Here is an 18,587-nt window from a genome sequence, read left to right as displayed (position 1 = left end):
CAATGGAATTAAATTTGATCAATAAATGAATTTAAGGAATGCGTCGGCGCAGACGGCCGGCAGCACTCACCAGCGATTGGCTTGCCAACGCCGCGACGCATCTCATCAAAAGTTGGGGCTCGTTGCGGATATCGATGACGGGACGACCAGTTTGGCGTCTTGCGAGGCACGCTGGCCTCACCGTCTCTTACGTTCGGAGTTGAAGGCGATCGGAATGTTTTGTTGTTTGCCGATCACGCAAGTCGAGTGCTTGGCTATCGAAGAGCGGAGCAAGCAGCCAATACGCGGCGACACGCCTCTTCGATGACATTCATCGAGGTCGCGAAGGAGATCCGAAACGACGGCGACAATCCGTAGGCGGCGCCCTGCACTGTCGCGACCTTGTACTCGTTCAGAAGGTAAAGAACGAAATCGGTGTCAGTCTCGATACGCTTGCCGCCTGGTGTTGTCTTTCCAATATGCGCTGCGCACGAAGGATAGACGTAGAAGGCGCCTGCGGGTTTCGCGCAGGATAGGCCTTCCCGACCATCCAACTGACTGACGATATAGTCACGTCGGCGTTGAAACTCATCACGCCATTTATCAAAGAAGGCCATTGAGCCCTTGAGTGCTGCCAACGCTGCGGCTTGACTGACAGAGGCGGGGTTGCCGCTCGTCTGGGACTGCAGCTTCTCCATGGCTTTGATCAAAGGTTGCGGACCCGCGCCATAGCCGAGCCGCCAGCCCGTCATCGAGAACGACTTCGAGACCCCGTTGATCGTCAATGTTCGCTCGGAGAGACCCGGATTGACTGCGGCGAATGATGCATAGGGCGTGTCGTCGTAGATCAGATGTTCGTAGATCTCGTCAGTCAGTACGTAGAGATTGGGGTGCCGGGCGACGACCTCGCCGATTTGCATAAGTTCGGCGCGTGAAAACGTCGCGCCACTCGGATTGTTCGGCGAATTCAGAACCAGCCATTTGGAGTGCGGCGTGATCACCGATTGCAGTTGCTCGGCGGTCATCTTGAACCCTTGCGAAGCCGGCGCGACAACGAACACGGGCTTGCCACCGTTGAATTGAACGATGTCGGGATAGGAAACCCAGTACGGAGCCGGGATGATGACCTCATCCCCCTCGTCCACCGAGCAGGCGAGTGCGTTGAAGATCACCTGCTTTGCGCCAGCACCCACGGAAATCTGGTCAGGCCTGTAAGTCAGCCCGTTCTCGCGGCGGAATTTTTCGCAGATCGCCTCCTTGAGCGCCCGCGTCCCATCGACGGCGGTATATTTCGTCTCGCCGGCCAAAAGTGCTTGATAGGCGGCATCAATGATCGCACGCGGTGTCGCGAAGTCGGGCTCGCCTGCGGCCATGTTGCAGATGTCCTGGCCGGCAGCGATCAGTTCCTTTGCGCGGCTCATCGCCATCACACTTGGTGAAGGCTGTATCAGGTCTACGCGCCTGGCCAGCAATTGCATTTCGGCACCCGATCCCGCTCACGATGGGAGTCGCGCTTTGCGATCGCTGCGTCTCTCATCCTTTCCTACAGGTGCCGAGCGTTATGATTACCGTCAATGGAATAGTTTACGACTCACGATGTCGCAAATTTCATGAGAGGAAGTGAATCAATTTCGGGTTTCGTCATCGTGCCGCGAAGTACCACGGCACAGACCGGGAGAACTCACAACAGTCCGAGGCGAGCGAAGCCAGGAACCGGAGAAATTCGTCGCTCTTCGCCTTCTTGTACATCATCACATATGGAATTCGCGGAAGCGCAGGTCGTGTCCGCAAGGTTCTGAGCTGACCCGAGGCGATCAGATAGTCGAACACTTTCCGCGGCAGATAACTGATCCCCAAACCCGACAACGTAAGAGATGACAAGGCGGTCAGGCTGCTGCTCGACAGTGTATTATCGAAGGCGATGTGCTTGTCAGCCAGCCACTGCGATATGAGGTCGCCAAGACCGGACGACGCCTGCTGCTGAACGATGATCGTGTGACTGGACAAGCTCGCGAGTGGCAGTTCGGCCGCATCATCGAAATAGGCGGGACTGCACATCCATGCATATTCTACGGAATCGAGAGGCACGATTTCGAATGCCGGCTCTCGAAAAGCGTCGGGAACGACCACAGCATCGAGTTCATCAGCCTTGAGCTTTTCGACGAGCTCCACGCTCGCGTCGACGACGGGCTCCAATGCCAGCGTGGGATAGCTTCCACGAAGTCGATGGATCAAATTCGGGAGCCATGTCATGGCCGTCAGTTCGGTCACGCCGAACCGAAGGTTGCGCGGCGAGTCGCCCAGCGACGACTTGAAATCCATAATCCGATCGCGGAGCGCCAGCATGTCACGCGTCAGCAGGATCAGCTTCTCGCCCTGCGGCGTAATCTGGACCCGTCGTTTTGACCGGTCGAACAATGCGACGTTCAAAATCGCCTCAAGCTCTTGCACGCGCTTGGAAATCGCCGACTGTGTGGCATTCAGCCTTTGCGCCGCTTCATCCAATCCACCAAGTTCAGCAACCCAGTAAAATCCCTCCAGTTGCTTCAGCGTAATCATCATTCGTCCTCTCGAGTGAGACTCCGATGATAGATCGCTTTTATTCTCGAATGCGAGCAGTTTCAGTCGCCCAGGGAATGACGATACCCAACCGATTCGACATCCTAGGCCCGGTCCGTCACCTCATTCGAACTCCAGGATCGTTTCGATTTCGACGCAGTTGCCACGCGGCAGGGAATGCATGCCGACCGCCGAGCGCGCGTGCAACGCAACGTCCTTGCCGAACACCTCGTCGAGAAGGTCCGAGGCGCCGTTGACCACCTCGGGCTGCTGAACGAAATCGGCGACGCAGTTGACCATCCCCAACAACTTGATGATGCGCTTGACCCGCCTCAGATTGCCGACATTGGCCTTGATCGTCCCAAGGCTGTTGATCATCGCAACCCGCGCGGCGCGATAGCCATCCTCCACGGACACCTCGCGACCGAGCTTGCCCATGAATTGAGGGACGCCGGCTGAATCCGGAAGGTGTCCGGCAAGGTAGAGGACATTGCCTGTCGAACGCGCGCGGGCATAGTTACCGGCTGGCGGAACGGATGCTGGCAGCTCGATCTTGAGCTTGGCGAGCACGAGCTCGGGGTCAAGCATCCCGGTATTGGTCGACAGTCCGCTCATTTGCACAACTCCTCACTTTTCGCGGTCAGCGCCGGCGCAATCTCTTCGTTTCCAAGCCCATATTTGCCGACGATGGCGCGATGGTCCTCCGAGCCCAGGAACCTCGCCAGCTCTGCGTTGAAACGGGCAATGAAGGCTCCGCTCGCCCGGTTAAACGAGAATGCGCCGAAGCCAGCCTTCGGGCGGCCGTTCTCCATGGGCGGCTCGAATGGCTGCGCGAGCGCCAGATCCGCATCCCTCAGTGAAGCAAGCAGCGCGCGGTGCCCTAGCGCCGTATTCGGATAGGCATCGACGCGCCCGGTCTTGATCGCAGCAACGATCTCCTCCTGGGCGCCGAACTCGACGATCCGCTCAGCCGGCACACCTGCCGCCTTCGCGCTTGCAACCTGCACGGTGCCTTTGACGACGCCAAGCCTCGCGTCGGACGCCGCCACCGACGCATAGCTGGAGATTCGCTTTGGATTGCCGGCGCGAACGATCATGCCGTCAACCAACGCCCAGATTGGATTCGAGTAGGCAACCGTCTTGCAGCGCTCCGGCGTGACAAACAGTGCCGTGTTCATCGTCCAGCGGCCGGCAGCCACGCCTGGAAGGAGTTCGGCGAACTCCACCTTCTTCAACTCGATGTCCTTGACGCCCATTCTCGCCAGCACCGCCTTGGCGAGATCGACGTCCGAACCCGCTGGTTGACCGTTGATCGTCGCGGCAAATGGAGGTTCTTCGATATACGCCAGGACGGTCTTGTCCTGCGCTTTTGATGGCTGTGCAAGGAGCAGCGCCATCGCAGCAGCGGTCGCAATCAGGTATGTCGTTTTCATTGTCTGTGCCTCCCTCGAGGACTCGGCGTCCTCGAGGCGACTATGATGGTGACCGCGGCATTGGGAATAGACAGCTCACGCGCTCGCGGCGTTCTACATTTCAGAACACTCACAGGTCATGCGTAGTTGATGACGAGATGCTTGATATCGGTCATGTCGTCCATCGCGAAGACGGTTCCTTCGCGACCGATTCCAGATTCCTTCCAGCCGCCGAACGGCATGTTGTCCAACCGGTAGATCGGCACGTCGTTGATCATCAGGCCACCGACATCCCATTCCTCGATTGCCGAGAACGCGCGCTTGAGGTCGCGGGTGAACATCCCCCCTTGCAGGCCGTAGCGAGTTGCGTTCGCGCGCCGGACCGCATCCTCGAACTCGTTGAACGGATTTACGGTCAGGACGGGGCCGAAGACCTCTTCGTCCTCGATCTTCATCCCACTCTTCGTTCCAGCCATGACCGTCGGCTCCACGACCGCTCGCTCGCGCTTTCCGCCGACGAGGATCTTGGCTCCGGCCGCACTTGCCTCGTCGATCCAGCATGCGATGCGCTTGGCCGATCCTTCGTCGATGACCGGACCAACATCCACGCCTTCCTGCATGGGATCACCGACCTTGCAGGCCCGGACCTTGCTTGTCAGCTTCTCCACGAACTCGTCGTGGATCTTGCGTTCGACGAGAATGCGCTGGACGCCGATACAATACTGGCCGCCGTAGACGACGCCGCCCCGGACGCATCTTGCTGCAGCAAGGTCCAGGTCCGCATCCGCGCAGACGATGACGGCAGCGTTTCCACCGAGCTCAAGCGCGACCTTCTTCTTGCCGGCGATCGACTTGATGTGCCAGCCCACTTTGGCCGACCCCGTGAACGTGACCATCGCGAAGCGCTCATCCTTGACCATCTGCTCCGCAAGCGGAACGCTGCAATGAACGACAGACAGCGCCCCTTTCGGAAGGCCGGCCTCGGTCAGCACCTCGGCAAGCAGCAGCGACGTCAACGGAGTCTGCGGCGCCGGCTTCAGCACGACCGAATTACCAACCGCAAGCGCCGGCGCGACCTTGTGCAGCACGAGGTTGAGCGGAAAATTGAACGGCGCGATCGCGAGGATCGGCCCGATCGGAAAGCGCCGCGCAATACCGATGCGCCGCCGAATTGAGGCGAGTTGCTCGAAGTCCGCGTTGGCCAGATCGAGCGGAGCGCCGTCAGCCGTCGTGGTCTGGTATTCGAAGACCCCGGCATCCATGTCGAGCGGGATTTCATGCCCACCATACCGTCGCGCTTCGGATGCCGCGTTGGTCAGGTTGAAAATCGAGCGGGCCACCTCTCCCCGGGCATCATAGAGAGGCTTGCCGGCTTCCGCGGCGATCGTACTGACGAACTCATTGCGTCTCGCCTTCATGATCTCAGCTGCCCGCGCGAGAATGTCAGCGCGAGCAAAGCGAGGCAGCCTTCGCATGACCTGAAAGGCGCTCTCCGCGGCATTGATGGCTGCTTCCACCGCTGCCGCGTCTGCTATGGGCATTTGACCGACCGGCGACCCGTCAAAAGGCGAGCGAATGATGTCGAATTGCATGGCGTTCATATCATTGATCCCGGTTTTGGTGAGAGAAGCCTAATCGACGCCGAGATAAGCGGCGCGAATTGCACGATCTTGGGCAATGTCACTGCTGGATCCGGCCTTCGAGACCCGACCGCGATCCATCACGACCACATGGCTGGCCAGGTCGAGCGCCACAGCGACGTCCTGTTCCACGACGACGATGCCGACCCCGTCGCTGCTGATCGTCTTCAGCGATTCCACGAGGAAATCGACGGCGACCGGCGACAGACCGAGTGACAGCTCGTCGATCATCAGGATGCGCGGACGCGACATCAGCCCGCGCCCGATGGCACACATCTGTTGCTCGCCTCCGGACATGGATACGGCGTCTTGACGTCGCCGCTCGGCGAGCTTCGGGAACATGACATATATCCGATCGAGATCACGCCGAAGCTCCGCCGGTGCGGCAGCGCGCGCAAACGCGCCCATCAGCAAATTGTCCTCGACCGTCATGCCGGCGAACAGACGCCGGCCTTCCGGAACATGCGCGATGCCGGCATTGACGAAATCGAGAGCCTTGGAGCCGGAGAGTTCGGCATCGCCGATCCGAATGCTGCCTTGGCGCGGCGTCAGCAGTCCCGATAGACTGCGCAGCAATGTTGTCTTCCCCGCACCATTTGAACCGATCACTGCCGTGATCACCCCGACCTCGGCCGACATGGAGACGTCAGTGAGTACGGCCACATCACCGTAGCCGGCGCTGAGGTTCGAAACGACGAGACCTGCGGTCATCGCTCTTCTCCGAGCATCGCGGCCGCGCCACGCGTTCCGAGATAGGCCTCGATGACCGACGGATTGCGGGCGACCTCGTCGGTCGGACCGCTTGCAAGCAGTTGGCCGCGATGCAGCACGATCAATTGCGGGCAGAGCCCTTTCACAACCTTCATCAGGTGTTCGATGATCACGATCGCCACGCCTTCGGCAGCAATCTTCCGGATCATGCCGAGAACGCCTTCGATTTCACCGCTGTTCAAGCCCGCGTTGACCTCGTCAAGGAACAGCAATTTTGGCTTGGCGACCCAGGCTCGCGCGAGTTCCAGACGCTTGCGTTCAGCCAGCGTCATGCGGACCGGCAAATGATCGCAACAATGACCGATACCAAGGCTGCTCAACGCGGCATCTGCCTGCTCCCGGGCGCTTGATAGCGATCGCGCGCCGCCTGCGAACATCGCGGCGGCCGCGACATTGTCGAGCGCCGTCAGAGCGTTGAACGGCTGAACGACTTGGAACGTCCGCATCAGCCCTCTCGATGCGAGCTCGTGGGGCTTTCGGCCGGTGATCCTTTGGCCGCGAAACGAGATCTCCCCCTGGGAGGGTCTGAGGTGACCCGTCACCAGATTGACGAGCGTGGTCTTGCCGGCGCCGTTCGAGCCGATCAGGCCGACGATCTCGCCTTCGTTCAGTCGGAACGAAACGTCGTCAATCGCCGTCAGTCCGCCAAATCGACGGCTGACATGTCTGACGTCGAGCAATGCGGCCGTCATGGGCGGGTCTTCCTGGAGACAAGCGACGGCAACACACCGGCTGGCAGGACCAAGAGCAGCAGGACGATCAAGATACCGAGTCCTCCCGCGCTGAAGCTCAGAACGTTGCGCCAGACGATTTCCTCGAGCGCGACGAAGATCGCTGCGCCGACGACCGGCCCGAGGATCGTGCCCACCCCACCGAGCAGCACCGCGACGATCGGCTTCACCGACCACATCACGTCGTACACGTCCGTCGGATCGATGTAGCCGATCCACCCGGCATAGACTGCGCCGGCGACCGCCGATGGAATCGACGAGAGGATGAAGGCGCATGTCTTGAGTTTCTGGGCATCGACGCCGATACCCGCCGCCGCGGTCTCGTTCATGCGGATGCAATCCAGCCCAAATCCGAGGCGGCTCCATTTGATGGCAGCGCCCAACAGAACGGTGAGCACGGCCAGCGCCAGAGAGATTCGCAGAGCAAAGCTCGCCAGCACTTCCGGGTCACCGCCAGCGCCGGCGATGGTCAGGCCCATGCCCCCGCCGGTCAGATCGGACCATCCAGTTGTCAGCTCCTTGAGGATGGTACCCAGCATGAGGCTCGCGACCGCGAAATAGTGACCGCGCAGCCTGAGAACGCCGTAACCGACAGGCGCGGCGAGAACGCCACCAGCGAGTCCCGCGGCGACCAGGGCTAATCGCCAGTCCACTCCCTTTGCTTGCAGGATCGCGGCAACATAAGCGCCAAGTCCAAAAAAGGCGCCGGTTGCAAACGACGGGTAGCCCGTGAAGCCGCCCACAATGTTCCAGGAGGCGGCCAGCACCAGCAGAAGACTGAACATCGTGACGAGGCGCATGAGATACGGCTCGCCAGCAAGGATCAGCGGAAGCCCTGCGCAGGCGAGCACGCCGATGACGATAATTGCAATTGCAAGTCGGCCACGAGAGGTCATTCGTAGCCTGCCCGGCCCAAGAGGCCTTGTGGTCGCGTGAACAGCATCAGAAGGAGGACGACGGCAGCGACCGTGGTGCCGTACTCGGCTCCGACAAAAAGAGCGCCCAGGCTTTCAACGACGCCAAGCAACAGCCCGCCGGCCACCGCCCCCAGGACACTCCCAAGGCCACCCAGCACGCAGGCGACAAACGCGATGTGCAGATAGTAGGCGCTGTTCAGGGGCGACGTCGGGAAGATGGCCGCGAGCAGGCAACCCGCCACCCCCGCCATGGCCAACCCGAGCCCGAAGGTCGTTGCGTAGATGATCTCGACACGCACGCCCATCAACTCGGCGGTCTGCCGGTCCATCCTGACTGCGACGATCGCACGGCCGAGACGAGATTTGTGGAGATAGACGTGCAAGGTGAAGGCGGCAATGACGCCCGCAGCCGCAGCAAGAAGACGATCGACAGGGAGCGTCAGCGCGCCAAAGTGAAACGGCACGGTCGGAAAGACCCCCTCGATCTTCCGATAATCCGCCGTAAACAGACTGATCATCGTGTTGTTCAGGATCAGGTCCATTCCGAAGGTGAACACCAGAGTAATCAGCACGGGAGCCGCGATCACCCGCTGGATCAGAAATCGCTGAAGCACCCAACCCGCGCCGAACAGCAGAGGACCCGCAAGAGCAACAGCCAGGAGAGGATTGAGACCGGCATATCTCCAGGCGAAATACGCAACGTAAGAGCCGAGGACGACGGCAGACCCCTGCGCTATGTTGATGATGTTGAGCACGCCCCAGACCAGCGAGAAGCCTGCTGCCATCGCCGCATAGAGGCCGCCGAGCAGAAGCCCGTTCAGAATGACCTGCGCTAGTTGCACGGTTGCACCGCGGTTCGATCAGGTAATGCCAAGGCGAAAATCGCCCTGCGCGATCGACGTAGGCGCCAGAACGATCGGCCTGCCCCCCTGGATCTGGAACACGGGGGGCACCAGCTTTTCGATCTGTCCGGTCGGACCGAACGAGATCGGACCGTAGAACGTCATGGCATCCAGGCTCGCCAACGCATCGCGCAGGGCCGGCCCTTCAAGCGATCCGGATTTGCGCGCTGCCAGTTGCAGAATCGCGCCCGCTGCTGCGGCCGACGCTTCGATGTAGTCGGGCAGCGCCGAATATGTGGCGAGGAATTTCTGGACGAAGTTCTCCGTCTTCCCGAAAATGTCCACGCCCTCATAGCGCACGGCAGGATGCCACCAGGCCGCACTCGAGATGTTCTCGGCCGCACGGTGCAGGGCCTGCGTGAACTCATCGTAGGCGGGCCCGGCGATCATGGTGAGGACCTGCGGTTTCAAGCCGAGATCGCGCATCTGCGTGCGAACCTGCACGAGATCGTTGACGTATCCACCGACGAAGACCCACTCCGGATCGGCGCTGCGCATCTGCGTCAACGCGGAGGCGAAGTCGAGGCTGCCGATGGCGAACTTCTCGTCGAACACGATCTGAAGGCCGCGCTTGACGGCCGACTTCTTCATTTCGGCGCTCAAGGCGAGCGGCAGCAGATCGTTGCGCGAGAAGATCGCCACACGCTTGATGGCCGGAGCCGCCGATAAGACCATATCCGCGAGGGGCTCAGTCAGCGTCTCGTTGGGCGTGAACGTTCCGAAGAGGTATTTGAAACCCTGATCGTAGACTTCGCGTGAGGACGCCGTCGGGGCAATCATCGGCACGCGATAGCGTTCGGAGATGGAGCTGGATGCTTTTGCGGCGCCGGAACCGAACGGGCTGAACAGCGCGTGCACGCGCTGTTGCGTCACCAGCTGATCGCAGGCCTGTACGGCCCGAGGCGTGGCGGACTGATAGTCACTGTAGATAATCCGCACCGGGACCCGGCGGCCGCTAATTTCGAATCCGCCCGCGCTTTCGACCTCCTTGACCCACAGATCGTAGCCGCGCTTCTGCTTTTGGCCCTCCGGGGCCAACGGTCCCGTCAGCGGCAGCGGGGCGCCAATCCTCAGCTCGTCGCTGCCCTGGGCCCGAACGATCGCGGGCGCCGCGAGGGCAGCCGCCATTCCCATCAAGACCGTCCTGCGCTGCATCAGATCCTCCCCAGAACCCACCTTGCTCTGGGAAGCACTGATCACAAATTGCAGGCCAGTGACGATATAGCCGACACGCGTAGGCGGCGTACTCGGATTGAGAACACCCGGCAGCCGCCACTAGGCTTTGTGATCGGCGATGCTTTGACGAACGAAACGTAGGAGGGTCTCAGCCGCCTTGGACAGCGGCTTGGTGCGCAGGGTCATCACGTCGATAGTGGCTTTGACCAGCAGCGGATCGTCAATTCCCCGCGTCACGAGGGAGCCTGCCGCCAATTCGCGAAACAGAGCCTCGGGCGGCAGGACCGTGAGAGCATTGGTCGAAATCGCAATCGTCTTCGCGACGTCCAGCGAGTTCGTCTCTAGGAACGGCCTCGTTACCGCGCCCGCCTTGTTGGCAGCCCGCTCGATCAAAGAGCGAATGCCGAAGCTGCGATCGGGCAGGATGTGCGGCCACTCCAGCACCTCCTTCAACCGCAGGCTGCCAGAGCGCTGTGTCAGTTCATGGCCGGGTTGCATGACCGCCTGAAGCGGCTGGGGCCAACGCATCCTCAACAGCAGTTCGTTCCGTAACGGGGGATCAAGGGCGATCCCGATGTCGGCCTCCTCCTTGAGAAGGGTTTCCGAGACCTGGTGCGTCCCCAGGATCCGAACCTCGAGATCCACCCCCGGAAATTTGGCCCGGAATGCCGAGATGCACTCCGGCAAAACGCGTCCTTGTGTCGCCTCGACCGTTGCGAGCACAACGCGGCCGCGGCGCAAGCCGCTGAGATCATCGATCGAAGACTTCAGCCGATCAAGATCGCGCTTGGCGCATTGCACATAGCGGGCAACGAGCTTTCCCTGCTCAGTGGCCTCGATGCCCGTCCGACTTCGCAGAAGAAGCGGCGCGCCAAAGCGGTGCTCGAGCACTTGAATCTGACGGCTAATGGCGCTCGGTGCAATCTGCAGCCGATCCGCCGCCAAACGTATGGATCCGCAATCGACCACTTCCATGAAGTATCGGAGCGCAGGATCCAACATGCCGCTAATGCACGACTTGGGTGCGCTGTTCGCCCAGCCCGTCAATCCCGCAGCGAAGCAGATCGCCCGGCCGAAGATAGTCCGGATCGAACTTGTTGTAGGCCACGCCGCGCGGCGTGCCGGTCAGGATCACATCACCCGGCACGAGACGCATGAACTCGCTGAGATAGGCGATAATTCGCGGCACCGAGAAGATCATGCGAGACAGCAACGAGTCCTGTCGTACCACGTCGTTCTTCTGCAGCCAGATTCGTCGAGATCCCAGGTCTCCCACCTCGTCGGGAGTAACCAGCCAGGGGCCGAGGGGTGCGAAGGTGTCGGCACTCTTAGCCTTGCTCCATTGCCCGCCTCGTTCGAACTGCCAATTTCGTTCAGTGACGTCATTTGCAACTCCGAACCCTGCGACGGCGGCCATCGCTTCCCTCTCGCTGACACCAGTCGTCCGTCGACCGATAACACAGGCAAGCTCGACTTCCCAATCGACGGCCTCCGCCGTCTTTGGAATGATGATCGGATCGGTTGGCCCGCAAATAGCGGTCGGGGACTTGAAGAAGACGAGTGGCTCGCTGGGCAATTCGAACCCGGTCTCCTCCGCATGATCGGCGTAGTTGAGCCCGACGCAAACGACCTTGCCTGGTGTGGGCACCGGCGGCCCGAGCCGTACGCCCGCTAGAACGATTGGACAGGAAGCGATGTCCGTTGCAGAAAGCGCGGCGAGCGAGGCAGGATCAATTGCCTCGCCGACCCACTCAGAGATGCGACCTGAGACGTCTCTAACGCGGCCTTGTTGATCAACAACGCCCGGTCGTTCTTGTCCCGCGTTACCAAATCGCACGAGTTTCATGTTACGCTCGACGCCTCAGGTCCGCCGCGCGACGAAGTCGATCTCGACACGCGCACCCAGCGCCAGCTTCGCAACTTCGACCGTTGTGCGCGCCGGGAACGGCGCGGCGAAAACGCCTCCGTAAATTGCGTTCATCGCCGCGAAATCGCTTATGTCCACAAGGAACACGTGTGCCTTGATGACATGCTCGAATCCGAGGCCAGCCGCAGCCAGGACGCGACGAAGGTTCTCGAACGCCTGGCGCGTTTCTGCCTCGATGCCGCCCGTGACCATCGCGCCGGTGACCGGATCTTGCCCAACCTGGCCCGAGGCATAGAGCAGATCGCCGGCCCAGACACCTTGCGCAAATGGCCCCACAGGCGGCGTGAGGTCCGGAGCAGTTACGATCTTCCTGGTCATTCTAGGGTTCCTCAATCCAAGCGGGGACGGCGCCACGGTTCGCGTCGGAGGTCGCAGCCGGTTTACAGAGAGCAGGAACCGATCTATCGTTCTTGTCGGATATTGACCTCAGGGCCATGGCTACTTTTCAATTCGAAAGCCCTCTCGACAGAGCGACCTTTCGTAGCTCGCCGATGTTCGGCGGCATCGATTTGATGTCGGCACGATTTGTCCGGCATAGTTTCGCACCGCATTCACACGATGAGCTGATGATCGGTGTCATGCATGCTGGCGTGAAGTCGTTTCGATGTGGAAGCGCACGCGCGCATGCAGCGCCGGGTGACCTGGTGGTGGTCAATCCCGGTGAAATGCATACCGGGGAACGCGAGCGTGGCCGGGAATTGGCTTACGCTGCGCTTTACGTGCCAGTTCCTGCCCTTGCGTCGATGTTGGCGCGCTCGCGCGGCGATTGCTCCATCATCGAGAAGACGGTCATAGACGATCCGGATCTCTGGCATTGGTTTGACCAGGCACAAGGGCTTGCGATGGCTGGCCTCGACACGGCTGGTGCCGAAGAGGCGATGATTTGTGGCATTTCACTGCTGTTTGAGCGCTACGGATCCAGCGAACCGATCCAAACCGAGGCAAGCTGTCCGAAAGCGGTCGATCGTGCCGTTGAATTCCTGCACGCGCGTGCGTGCGACCACATCAATCTTGAGGATGCTTCCAGGGCGTCTGGCGTGGGCCTGTTTCACCTGATCAGGCTCTTCCAAAAACACCTCGGCTTGACGCCGTACTCTTACCTGACCCAGGTGCGAATTGCGAAGTCGCGGCAGCTGTTGAGGCTGGGCGAGCCGGTGGCGCAAGTGGCTTTGGACGTCGGCTTTGCCGACCAGGCACACTTCACAAAGCGTTTCAAACAATTCACCGGCACGACGCCGGCACTTTATGCAAGGTCGATGCAATAGGAGCGCTGGTCGGCCTCCAGGCCTTTGGACGCTCCATCGGACGTCCCGCCGGATTGCCGGAGCAACTTTCGACAAGACGTCTTGTGGTCGCGGCCTCCAATAGCCGCTGCACAATGACCTGAGGATGATGTGACACACAAGCCAGACTGGCCGGGGCGCTTTCCCCGGAACGAGATCATTTCGCTGCTGGATGTCAATCGGCGATACAATTTGGCCGAGAGCACGGCCCAGGATTTGACGTTCGGCGAGATCGTGAACCTGGCCGGTGGAATGGCCGCACTAGACAGCCTTAAGATGGGCTACGGTTCATCCGCGGGACTCCCGCGCCTCCGCGCCGCGATTGCGGCTCTGACGGGGGTTGAACCGACAGAGATCATGACCACGCAGGGAACAGCCCTCGGTCTATTCCTGCTGGCGTTCGAGCTCTGTCGCCCCGGCGATGAAGCAGTCATTGCGTCACCGTGCTTCCCGCCATCTCGCGACTCGCTGGTCGGCGCGGGCGTCACCTTGCGCGAATGCCGTCTGACCTTTGACCGCGGCTATCAGCTGACAGCGGGCGCACTCAAACCGCTCCTCAATGAGCGAACAAAACTCGTCAGCATCGCCAGCCCGCAGAACCCTAGCGGTGTCCGCACAAGCCTTCCTGAAATACAGGCGATCCTGGACCTGATGCGCGTGAAAGCGCCTGCTGCACGTCTATTCGTGGATGAAACGTACCGCGATGCGACCTACGGAGATGAGCTTCCTCCTCAAAGCGCTGCGGCGCTTGATGAGACGATCATAACCGGGGGATCAGTCTCCAAGGCTCACGGCGCGCCCGGGCTACGCGTTGGATGGCTGACCGTTCGGGACCCAAAGCTTCGGGAGCGATTGACGACCGCGAAGATGAACCTTGTGATCTCAGGCTCTCCACTCGACGAGACCCTGGCTGCGACCGTGCTCGATCACCGCGAGAAGATCCTGCGTGAACGTCGCAGCCTGCTTGCAACGGGGCTTTCGACGGTCGCGGCCTGGGTCGCCGAGCAAGCTGGCCTTGTCGAGTGGGTGAAGCCGGACGGCGGCGCTCTCTGCTGCCTTCGATTGGACCCAGCGGCGTTTGATCAGGCCGGAATTGATCGCTTCTGGTCGGCACTTCCGAATGCGGATCTCCAGATCGGGGACGGCGCCTGGTTTGGTGAGTCGTCCGCAGTTCTGCGCCTTGGCTTTGGCTATCTTCCGATCGACGTTCTTCCAGTCGCACTGGCCGCGCTGTCGGCAACTATTCGGGCCACGGCCCGATCGCCTCGATAGTCAACGAGCTCGACGAATATGGCAGAAGAAAGCACCGAGGCGATGCGGCCTCGGTGTTGAAAGAGACGCCTCAACGTCGCGGTCCCACCTCCGTTATGGAACGGTCCAACAACGGTCGATCAGCTAGATTCGGAGGGTCGCAGCAATCGCGCCGGTGCTATTTCTATATGGCGATTGAGCCTTCCACACAGGTCACGCATTCCCCCCCGATGCGTGCCTTTCCGTTCGCGTCCACTGTCACCTTCACGCGTCCAGCTCGACCGACGCACTGCCCCTGCGACGCGATATAGGATTGTCCGCTCGGTGCCAAAAGTCCGCGCGCCCATTGGAACGCAGCGACGCTACCGTTGCCGCTTCCGCAGACCGGATCTTCCATCACCCCACAGGAGGGCGCGAAGGTGCGCACCTCAATGGCAAAGTCCCCTTTTTCGTAAGCGCCGAACACGGTCAGGCCTGTGACGCCAAGACGGTGCTCGAACTTTGCCAGCCGCGCCAAATCGGGACGTAACTTTAATACAGATGCAGCGTCGGCAATTTGCGCCACCACCCATACAGGACCAACGTTTACAAGGCCTGGTGCAGATTTCGCACTCACTGCGCAGCCGAGAATGAGCTTCAGCTCGTCGATATCTGCTTCGCCCAAAGGATCAAGCTTTGCCGACGGTAGAGCGAAGGTCAGCTGCTGGTTGCTACCCTCTTCCTCGCGCGTGACCTCGACGAGGCCCACTTTGCATTCTTGAATGAGCCGCCCGCCCGGCCGGAGCTTCGCGCGTCCGCTTTCCAGGATTGCGTGCGCGCTACCCAGCGTCGGATGTCCGGCGAAGGGAAGCTCGCTGCCCGGGGTGAAAATCCGCAGGCTGTAGTCTGCATCGGCGGACGTCGCCGGAAGGACAAAGGTGGTTTCGGAAAGATTCGTCCAACCGGCAATAGCCTGCATTGCGTCCGTGCCGAGACCTTCAGCATCGAGTATCACCGCAACCGGGTTGCCGAGGAGTGGTCGGGAGGTAAAGACGTCAACGACTTTGTAGGATCGCTTCATATTTGGTTCCGTGGAATTGCAGGCGGCAATTTCTGTACATCATAGCAAGCTGCTGGCGCAGTTGAAAACGCGCAATCTTGAATTGCGCGCCTGCCGGTCCATCTCGCAATGCCCTTGCCGGAGAAGCTACTCTTTGCTCCGCCCCTCCTTGTAGGCGATCATCTCGATTTTCATGTTCTCGTTCTTTGACGGCAGCGCCGGCACGCCGACACAGCATCGCGCCGGCTTGTGCCCGCCCATCGCCTGCAGATACACCTCATTCATCGCGTCGTAGTCACCAACGTCGACGAGATAGACGTTGACCTTGACGACATCGGCAAACGTCGCGTCACACTCCTTGAGAATGTTGGCGAGGTTCTTCATGCATTGCGCCGTCTGCTCGCGAATATCCAGCGGGAATTGACCCGTCTCCGGGTTATAGCCGGCCGTTCCCTTGGTGAAGATCCAGGGCCCCACAATCGATGCATGTGAGAATGGCCGATTGTGAGCGTGAGAATCCACCAACCGCACGTTGTCACTTGACACGAAAGACCTCCATTTGTTGTCGAGTGTCACTTTCTGAGCCGCATAGTCCTTCGCTCAAGCCACCTTATCGTCAGCGTCAGAGGCCAACATATGATGAAATACACGACAGCTACCGCAGTGAATATCTCCAACGGCCTGAAGGTCGCGGACGACAATTCGGTCGCCCTGCGCGTGATCTCCGGCACTGACAAGACGGACGCAAGTGACGAGTACTTGATGAGCATGACAAAGTTTGACGCCAGTGGTGGGAGACTGGCCCAAAACGCTTGAGGCAGCACGATCCGAGTGAACGTCTGCAGCTTGCTCAATCCGAGCACCTTTGCCGCTTCAACATGCCCCTTCGGAACGCCTTGAATTCCAGCGCGATACACTTCGCCGATAAAGGCCGACGAATATATCGAAAGCCCCAGAATTGCAGCGAACATCGCCGGAATATCAATTCCGAACGAGATCGGCAGCACATAATAGTACCATAGCAACTGGATCAGGATCGGGGTGTTGCGAACCAGCTCGCCGAACGTGATGCTGATAGATCTCACCAATCTCCATTTGGAGAGATCGAGAGACACCAGCACCAAGCCACCCAACATCGCCAGAACCAGCGTGGCGGCGGATATGGTCAGTGTACCCTTGAGGCCCGAAAGCAGGAAGGGCAGGTTGGACCACACAACGTCCCATCTGAACGTGTACGTGCTCATGTCTCGACTCGCGCCGCACTAGCAGATTATTTGGCGACCATCGGACCAAGATTATGCTTTTCCGCATACTTCTTGAGTCGGCCATCATTGTGAATCGTTCGCACGAACAAGTTGATGAAGTTCAGCCAAACCTGATCTCCTGGAGCGACCACATACGAATAGGGCGTAACCGCAATCGGCTCGGACGGTGTAATCAACCTTGCCCAGTCAAATTCGCGCTTTATCCTGATACTGGCCGGATAGTCACTGATGTATACGTCAGCCTTGTTCGCGGCGATTTCGCTTAGCATATCCGCGGGTGGCACTACGCTGCGTTGGGTTGCACTTTTCAGGTAGCCCTTCATGATATCATCCATGAAGCTTCCTAGCCCCGTAACGACCCGGACGCCGGGCTGGTCGACGTCTTCCCACCTCTGAATCTTGCTGCCATCCTTCACGATGGCATACAGTCCGGACTCGAGATATGGGTTGGAAAATTCAACCGCCTGAGCTCGCTTGAGGGTCGCGGCGACGGCAAACATTCCGATATCGCACTTGTCAGCCTGAAGATCCGCAATGAAGGTTGAGAACTGCGTCTCAACAATTTCGAGCTGAACATTGAGCTCTTTCGCAAGCTCCTTGGAGAGATCGACATCGATGCCTTCGAGCTCACCGGTCTTCGGATTTCGAAATGAAATAGCGTAATAGTTGGGAACCTGGCAGACGCGAAGTTTTCCCTTCTGCGGAATCAAGGTCAGCTTCGAGACCTTTTGCTGCGCGTAGACTGCTGCCGATCCGAAGATCGCGCAGAGACCAATCATACCAGCAGCAAGGATAGACAGCTTTTTCATTTTGGCTCCCCCACGTTCGTCGGTCAGAACATCATTTCAAGGAATTGCTTGGCTCTCTCGGATTTAGGCGACCTGAAGAACTCCTCGGATCCACCTTCTTCGACCAGCTTGCCGCCATCGAGAAACGCGACGCGCGTGCTCACGCTTCTGGCAAATCCCATTTCGTGGGTGACCACGACCATGGTCTGCCCGTCGTCGGCGAGATTCTTCAAGACGGCGAGAACTTCATGGCGAAGCTCCGGGTCGAGCGCTGACGTCGGCTCATCGAAGAGGATGACTTTAGGGTTCATTGCCAGAGCGCGTGATATGGCCACGCGTTGCTGCTGACCGCCCGAGAGTTGCGCCGGATATGCGTCGCGTTTCTCCGCAATCCCGACCTTCGCCAGGATGTCGATCGCTGATGCGACGGCGACATCCCTCGGAATTCCACGAACACGCATGGGCGCTTCGATGACGTTCTGAAGAACCGTCATGTGCGGCCACAAATTGAACTGCTGGAACACCATTCCGATGTCCCGCCTCACCAGTTTGGCGGCTTGTTGCGAGTGCCGAGCGGACGCCGCCCCCGCGACGGTCGCTCCATTGACGCGGATCTCTCCAGATGAGATCTCCTCAAGCAGCGCCAGGCACCTCAGGAACGTTGTCTTGCCCGAGCCCGAAGGACCAATGAGGCTGACGATTTCGCCTTCCGCGACGTTCAGCGAAACGTCGTTGAGCACCGAGAGTGCGCCAAAGCTCTTCTTGATCTGGCGGGCTTCGAGAATGGTCTTCCTGGATGCCAACACTATGAAGTTCCGCGCCTTCTGCCGGTAGCTTTGATCCGCCAGATTAGAGTGGACCCCTGCCTGAGCGGAAAGCTGTAACTTGCGAGCGCGGTGTTGCCCGAATTAGATCACCACGGCGGCGGATTGGAGAACGGAGCCTCC

At 59.9% G+C, this 18,587-nt stretch carries 20 protein-coding genes; 2 read left to right on the top strand and 18 right to left on the bottom strand.

All coding sequences use genetic code 11. The features are described 5' to 3' along the window. Nucleotides 1-254: 254 nt before the first annotated feature. From OC450_RS05765 to OC450_RS05705, 13 genes are all read right to left on the bottom strand, one after another. Complete coding sequence (locus OC450_RS05765) at nt 255-1,457, bottom strand: pyridoxal phosphate-dependent aminotransferase (RefSeq protein WP_262047429.1); 1,203 nt, start codon at nt 1,455-1,457, stop codon at nt 255-257. A 163-nt stretch (nt 1,458-1,620) separates the two neighbouring features. Next, nucleotides 1,621-2,541 (bottom strand): LysR family transcriptional regulator, encoded by a 921-nt coding sequence (locus OC450_RS05760; protein WP_262047428.1) that lies wholly within the window; start codon nt 2,539-2,541, stop codon nt 1,621-1,623. A 120-nt stretch (nt 2,542-2,661) separates the two neighbouring features. Continuing rightward, entirely contained in the window at nt 2,662-3,108 is a 447-nt protein-coding gene (locus OC450_RS05755) for a RidA family protein (RefSeq protein WP_262047427.1), read from the bottom strand. Nucleotides 3,109-3,149: 41 nt separating this feature from the next. Continuing rightward, the gene (locus tag OC450_RS05750; protein WP_262047426.1) at nt 3,150-3,971 is read right to left on the bottom strand and encodes a transporter substrate-binding domain-containing protein; all 822 of its coding nucleotides are present in this window, start codon (nt 3,969-3,971) and stop codon (nt 3,150-3,152) included. 116 nt (nt 3,972-4,087) lie between these two features. Further along, entirely contained in the window at nt 4,088-5,551 is a 1,464-nt protein-coding gene (locus tag OC450_RS05745; RefSeq protein ID WP_262047425.1) for an aldehyde dehydrogenase family protein, read from the bottom strand. Between the two features lie 30 nt (nt 5,552-5,581). Beyond that, a complete protein-coding gene (locus OC450_RS05740) occupies nt 5,582-6,301 on the bottom strand; it encodes an ABC transporter ATP-binding protein (RefSeq protein WP_262047424.1) in 720 nt (239 codons plus the stop codon). Continuing rightward, entirely contained in the window at nt 6,298-7,053 is a 756-nt protein-coding gene (locus tag OC450_RS05735) for an ABC transporter ATP-binding protein (protein WP_262047423.1), read from the bottom strand. Before OC450_RS05735 ends, OC450_RS05740 begins: the two co-directional genes overlap by 4 nt. Further along, nucleotides 7,050-7,892, bottom strand: coding sequence for a branched-chain amino acid ABC transporter permease (locus tag OC450_RS05730; RefSeq protein ID WP_262047422.1), 843 nt, complete (start codon nt 7,890-7,892; stop codon nt 7,050-7,052). The genes OC450_RS05735 and OC450_RS05730 overlap by 4 nt, the downstream gene beginning before the upstream one ends. A gap of 92 nt (nt 7,893-7,984) precedes the next feature. Further along, a complete protein-coding gene (locus tag OC450_RS05725) occupies nt 7,985-8,851 on the bottom strand; it encodes a branched-chain amino acid ABC transporter permease (RefSeq protein WP_262047421.1) in 867 nt (288 codons plus the stop codon). 18 nt (nt 8,852-8,869) lie between these two features. Then, entirely contained in the window at nt 8,870-10,066 is a 1,197-nt protein-coding gene (locus OC450_RS05720; protein WP_262047420.1) for an amino acid ABC transporter substrate-binding protein, read from the bottom strand. Nucleotides 10,067-10,186: 120 nt separating this feature from the next. After that, entirely contained in the window at nt 10,187-11,089 is a 903-nt protein-coding gene (locus OC450_RS05715) for a LysR family transcriptional regulator (RefSeq protein ID WP_410050502.1), read from the bottom strand. A gap of 4 nt (nt 11,090-11,093) precedes the next feature. Then, nucleotides 11,094-11,933, bottom strand: coding sequence for a fumarylacetoacetate hydrolase family protein (locus OC450_RS05710; protein WP_262047418.1), 840 nt, complete (start codon nt 11,931-11,933; stop codon nt 11,094-11,096). 15 nt (nt 11,934-11,948) lie between these two features. Continuing rightward, the gene (locus OC450_RS05705; protein ID WP_262047417.1) at nt 11,949-12,332 is read right to left on the bottom strand and encodes a RidA family protein; all 384 of its coding nucleotides are present in this window, start codon (nt 12,330-12,332) and stop codon (nt 11,949-11,951) included. Between the two features lie 116 nt (nt 12,333-12,448). Here OC450_RS05705 and OC450_RS05700 point away from each other — a divergent pair, with 116 nt between their 5' ends. Both OC450_RS05700 and OC450_RS05695 read left to right on the top strand, forming a co-directional pair. After that, complete coding sequence (locus tag OC450_RS05700) at nt 12,449-13,279, top strand: helix-turn-helix transcriptional regulator (protein ID WP_262047416.1); 831 nt, start codon at nt 12,449-12,451, stop codon at nt 13,277-13,279. 129 nt (nt 13,280-13,408) lie between these two features. Beyond that, a complete protein-coding gene (locus OC450_RS05695; protein WP_262047415.1) occupies nt 13,409-14,569 on the top strand; it encodes a pyridoxal phosphate-dependent aminotransferase in 1,161 nt (386 codons plus the stop codon). Nucleotides 14,570-14,732: 163 nt separating this feature from the next. On the opposite strand, the gene OC450_RS05690 is transcribed toward OC450_RS05695, so the two are convergent. The 5 genes from OC450_RS05690 to OC450_RS05670 form a co-directional block, all read right to left on the bottom strand. Beyond that, nucleotides 14,733-15,608, bottom strand: coding sequence for a PhzF family phenazine biosynthesis protein (locus OC450_RS05690; protein ID WP_262047414.1), 876 nt, complete (start codon nt 15,606-15,608; stop codon nt 14,733-14,735). A gap of 126 nt (nt 15,609-15,734) precedes the next feature. Continuing rightward, the gene (locus OC450_RS05685; RefSeq protein WP_262047413.1) at nt 15,735-16,133 is read right to left on the bottom strand and encodes a RidA family protein; all 399 of its coding nucleotides are present in this window, start codon (nt 16,131-16,133) and stop codon (nt 15,735-15,737) included. 26 nt (nt 16,134-16,159) lie between these two features. Next, nucleotides 16,160-16,831: an amino acid ABC transporter permease gene (locus tag OC450_RS05680; protein ID WP_262047412.1), complete on the bottom strand. Its 672-nt coding sequence runs from the start codon at nt 16,829-16,831 to the stop codon at nt 16,160-16,162. 26 nt (nt 16,832-16,857) lie between these two features. Further along, a complete protein-coding gene (locus OC450_RS05675; RefSeq protein ID WP_262047411.1) occupies nt 16,858-17,661 on the bottom strand; it encodes an ABC transporter substrate-binding protein in 804 nt (267 codons plus the stop codon). Nucleotides 17,662-17,684: 23 nt separating this feature from the next. Further along, on the bottom strand, nt 17,685-18,443 hold the full coding sequence (locus tag OC450_RS05670; RefSeq protein WP_410050501.1) for an amino acid ABC transporter ATP-binding protein: 759 nt from the start codon (nt 18,441-18,443) through the stop codon (nt 17,685-17,687). Nucleotides 18,444-18,587 lie beyond the last annotated feature (144 nt).

This window comes from Bradyrhizobium sp. Bra78 (assembly GCF_024519855.1).
GTDB classification, from domain to species: Bacteria; Pseudomonadota; Alphaproteobacteria; order Rhizobiales; family Xanthobacteraceae; genus Bradyrhizobium; species Bradyrhizobium japonicum_G.
This window is presented reverse-complemented; position numbering and strand designations above follow the sequence as displayed.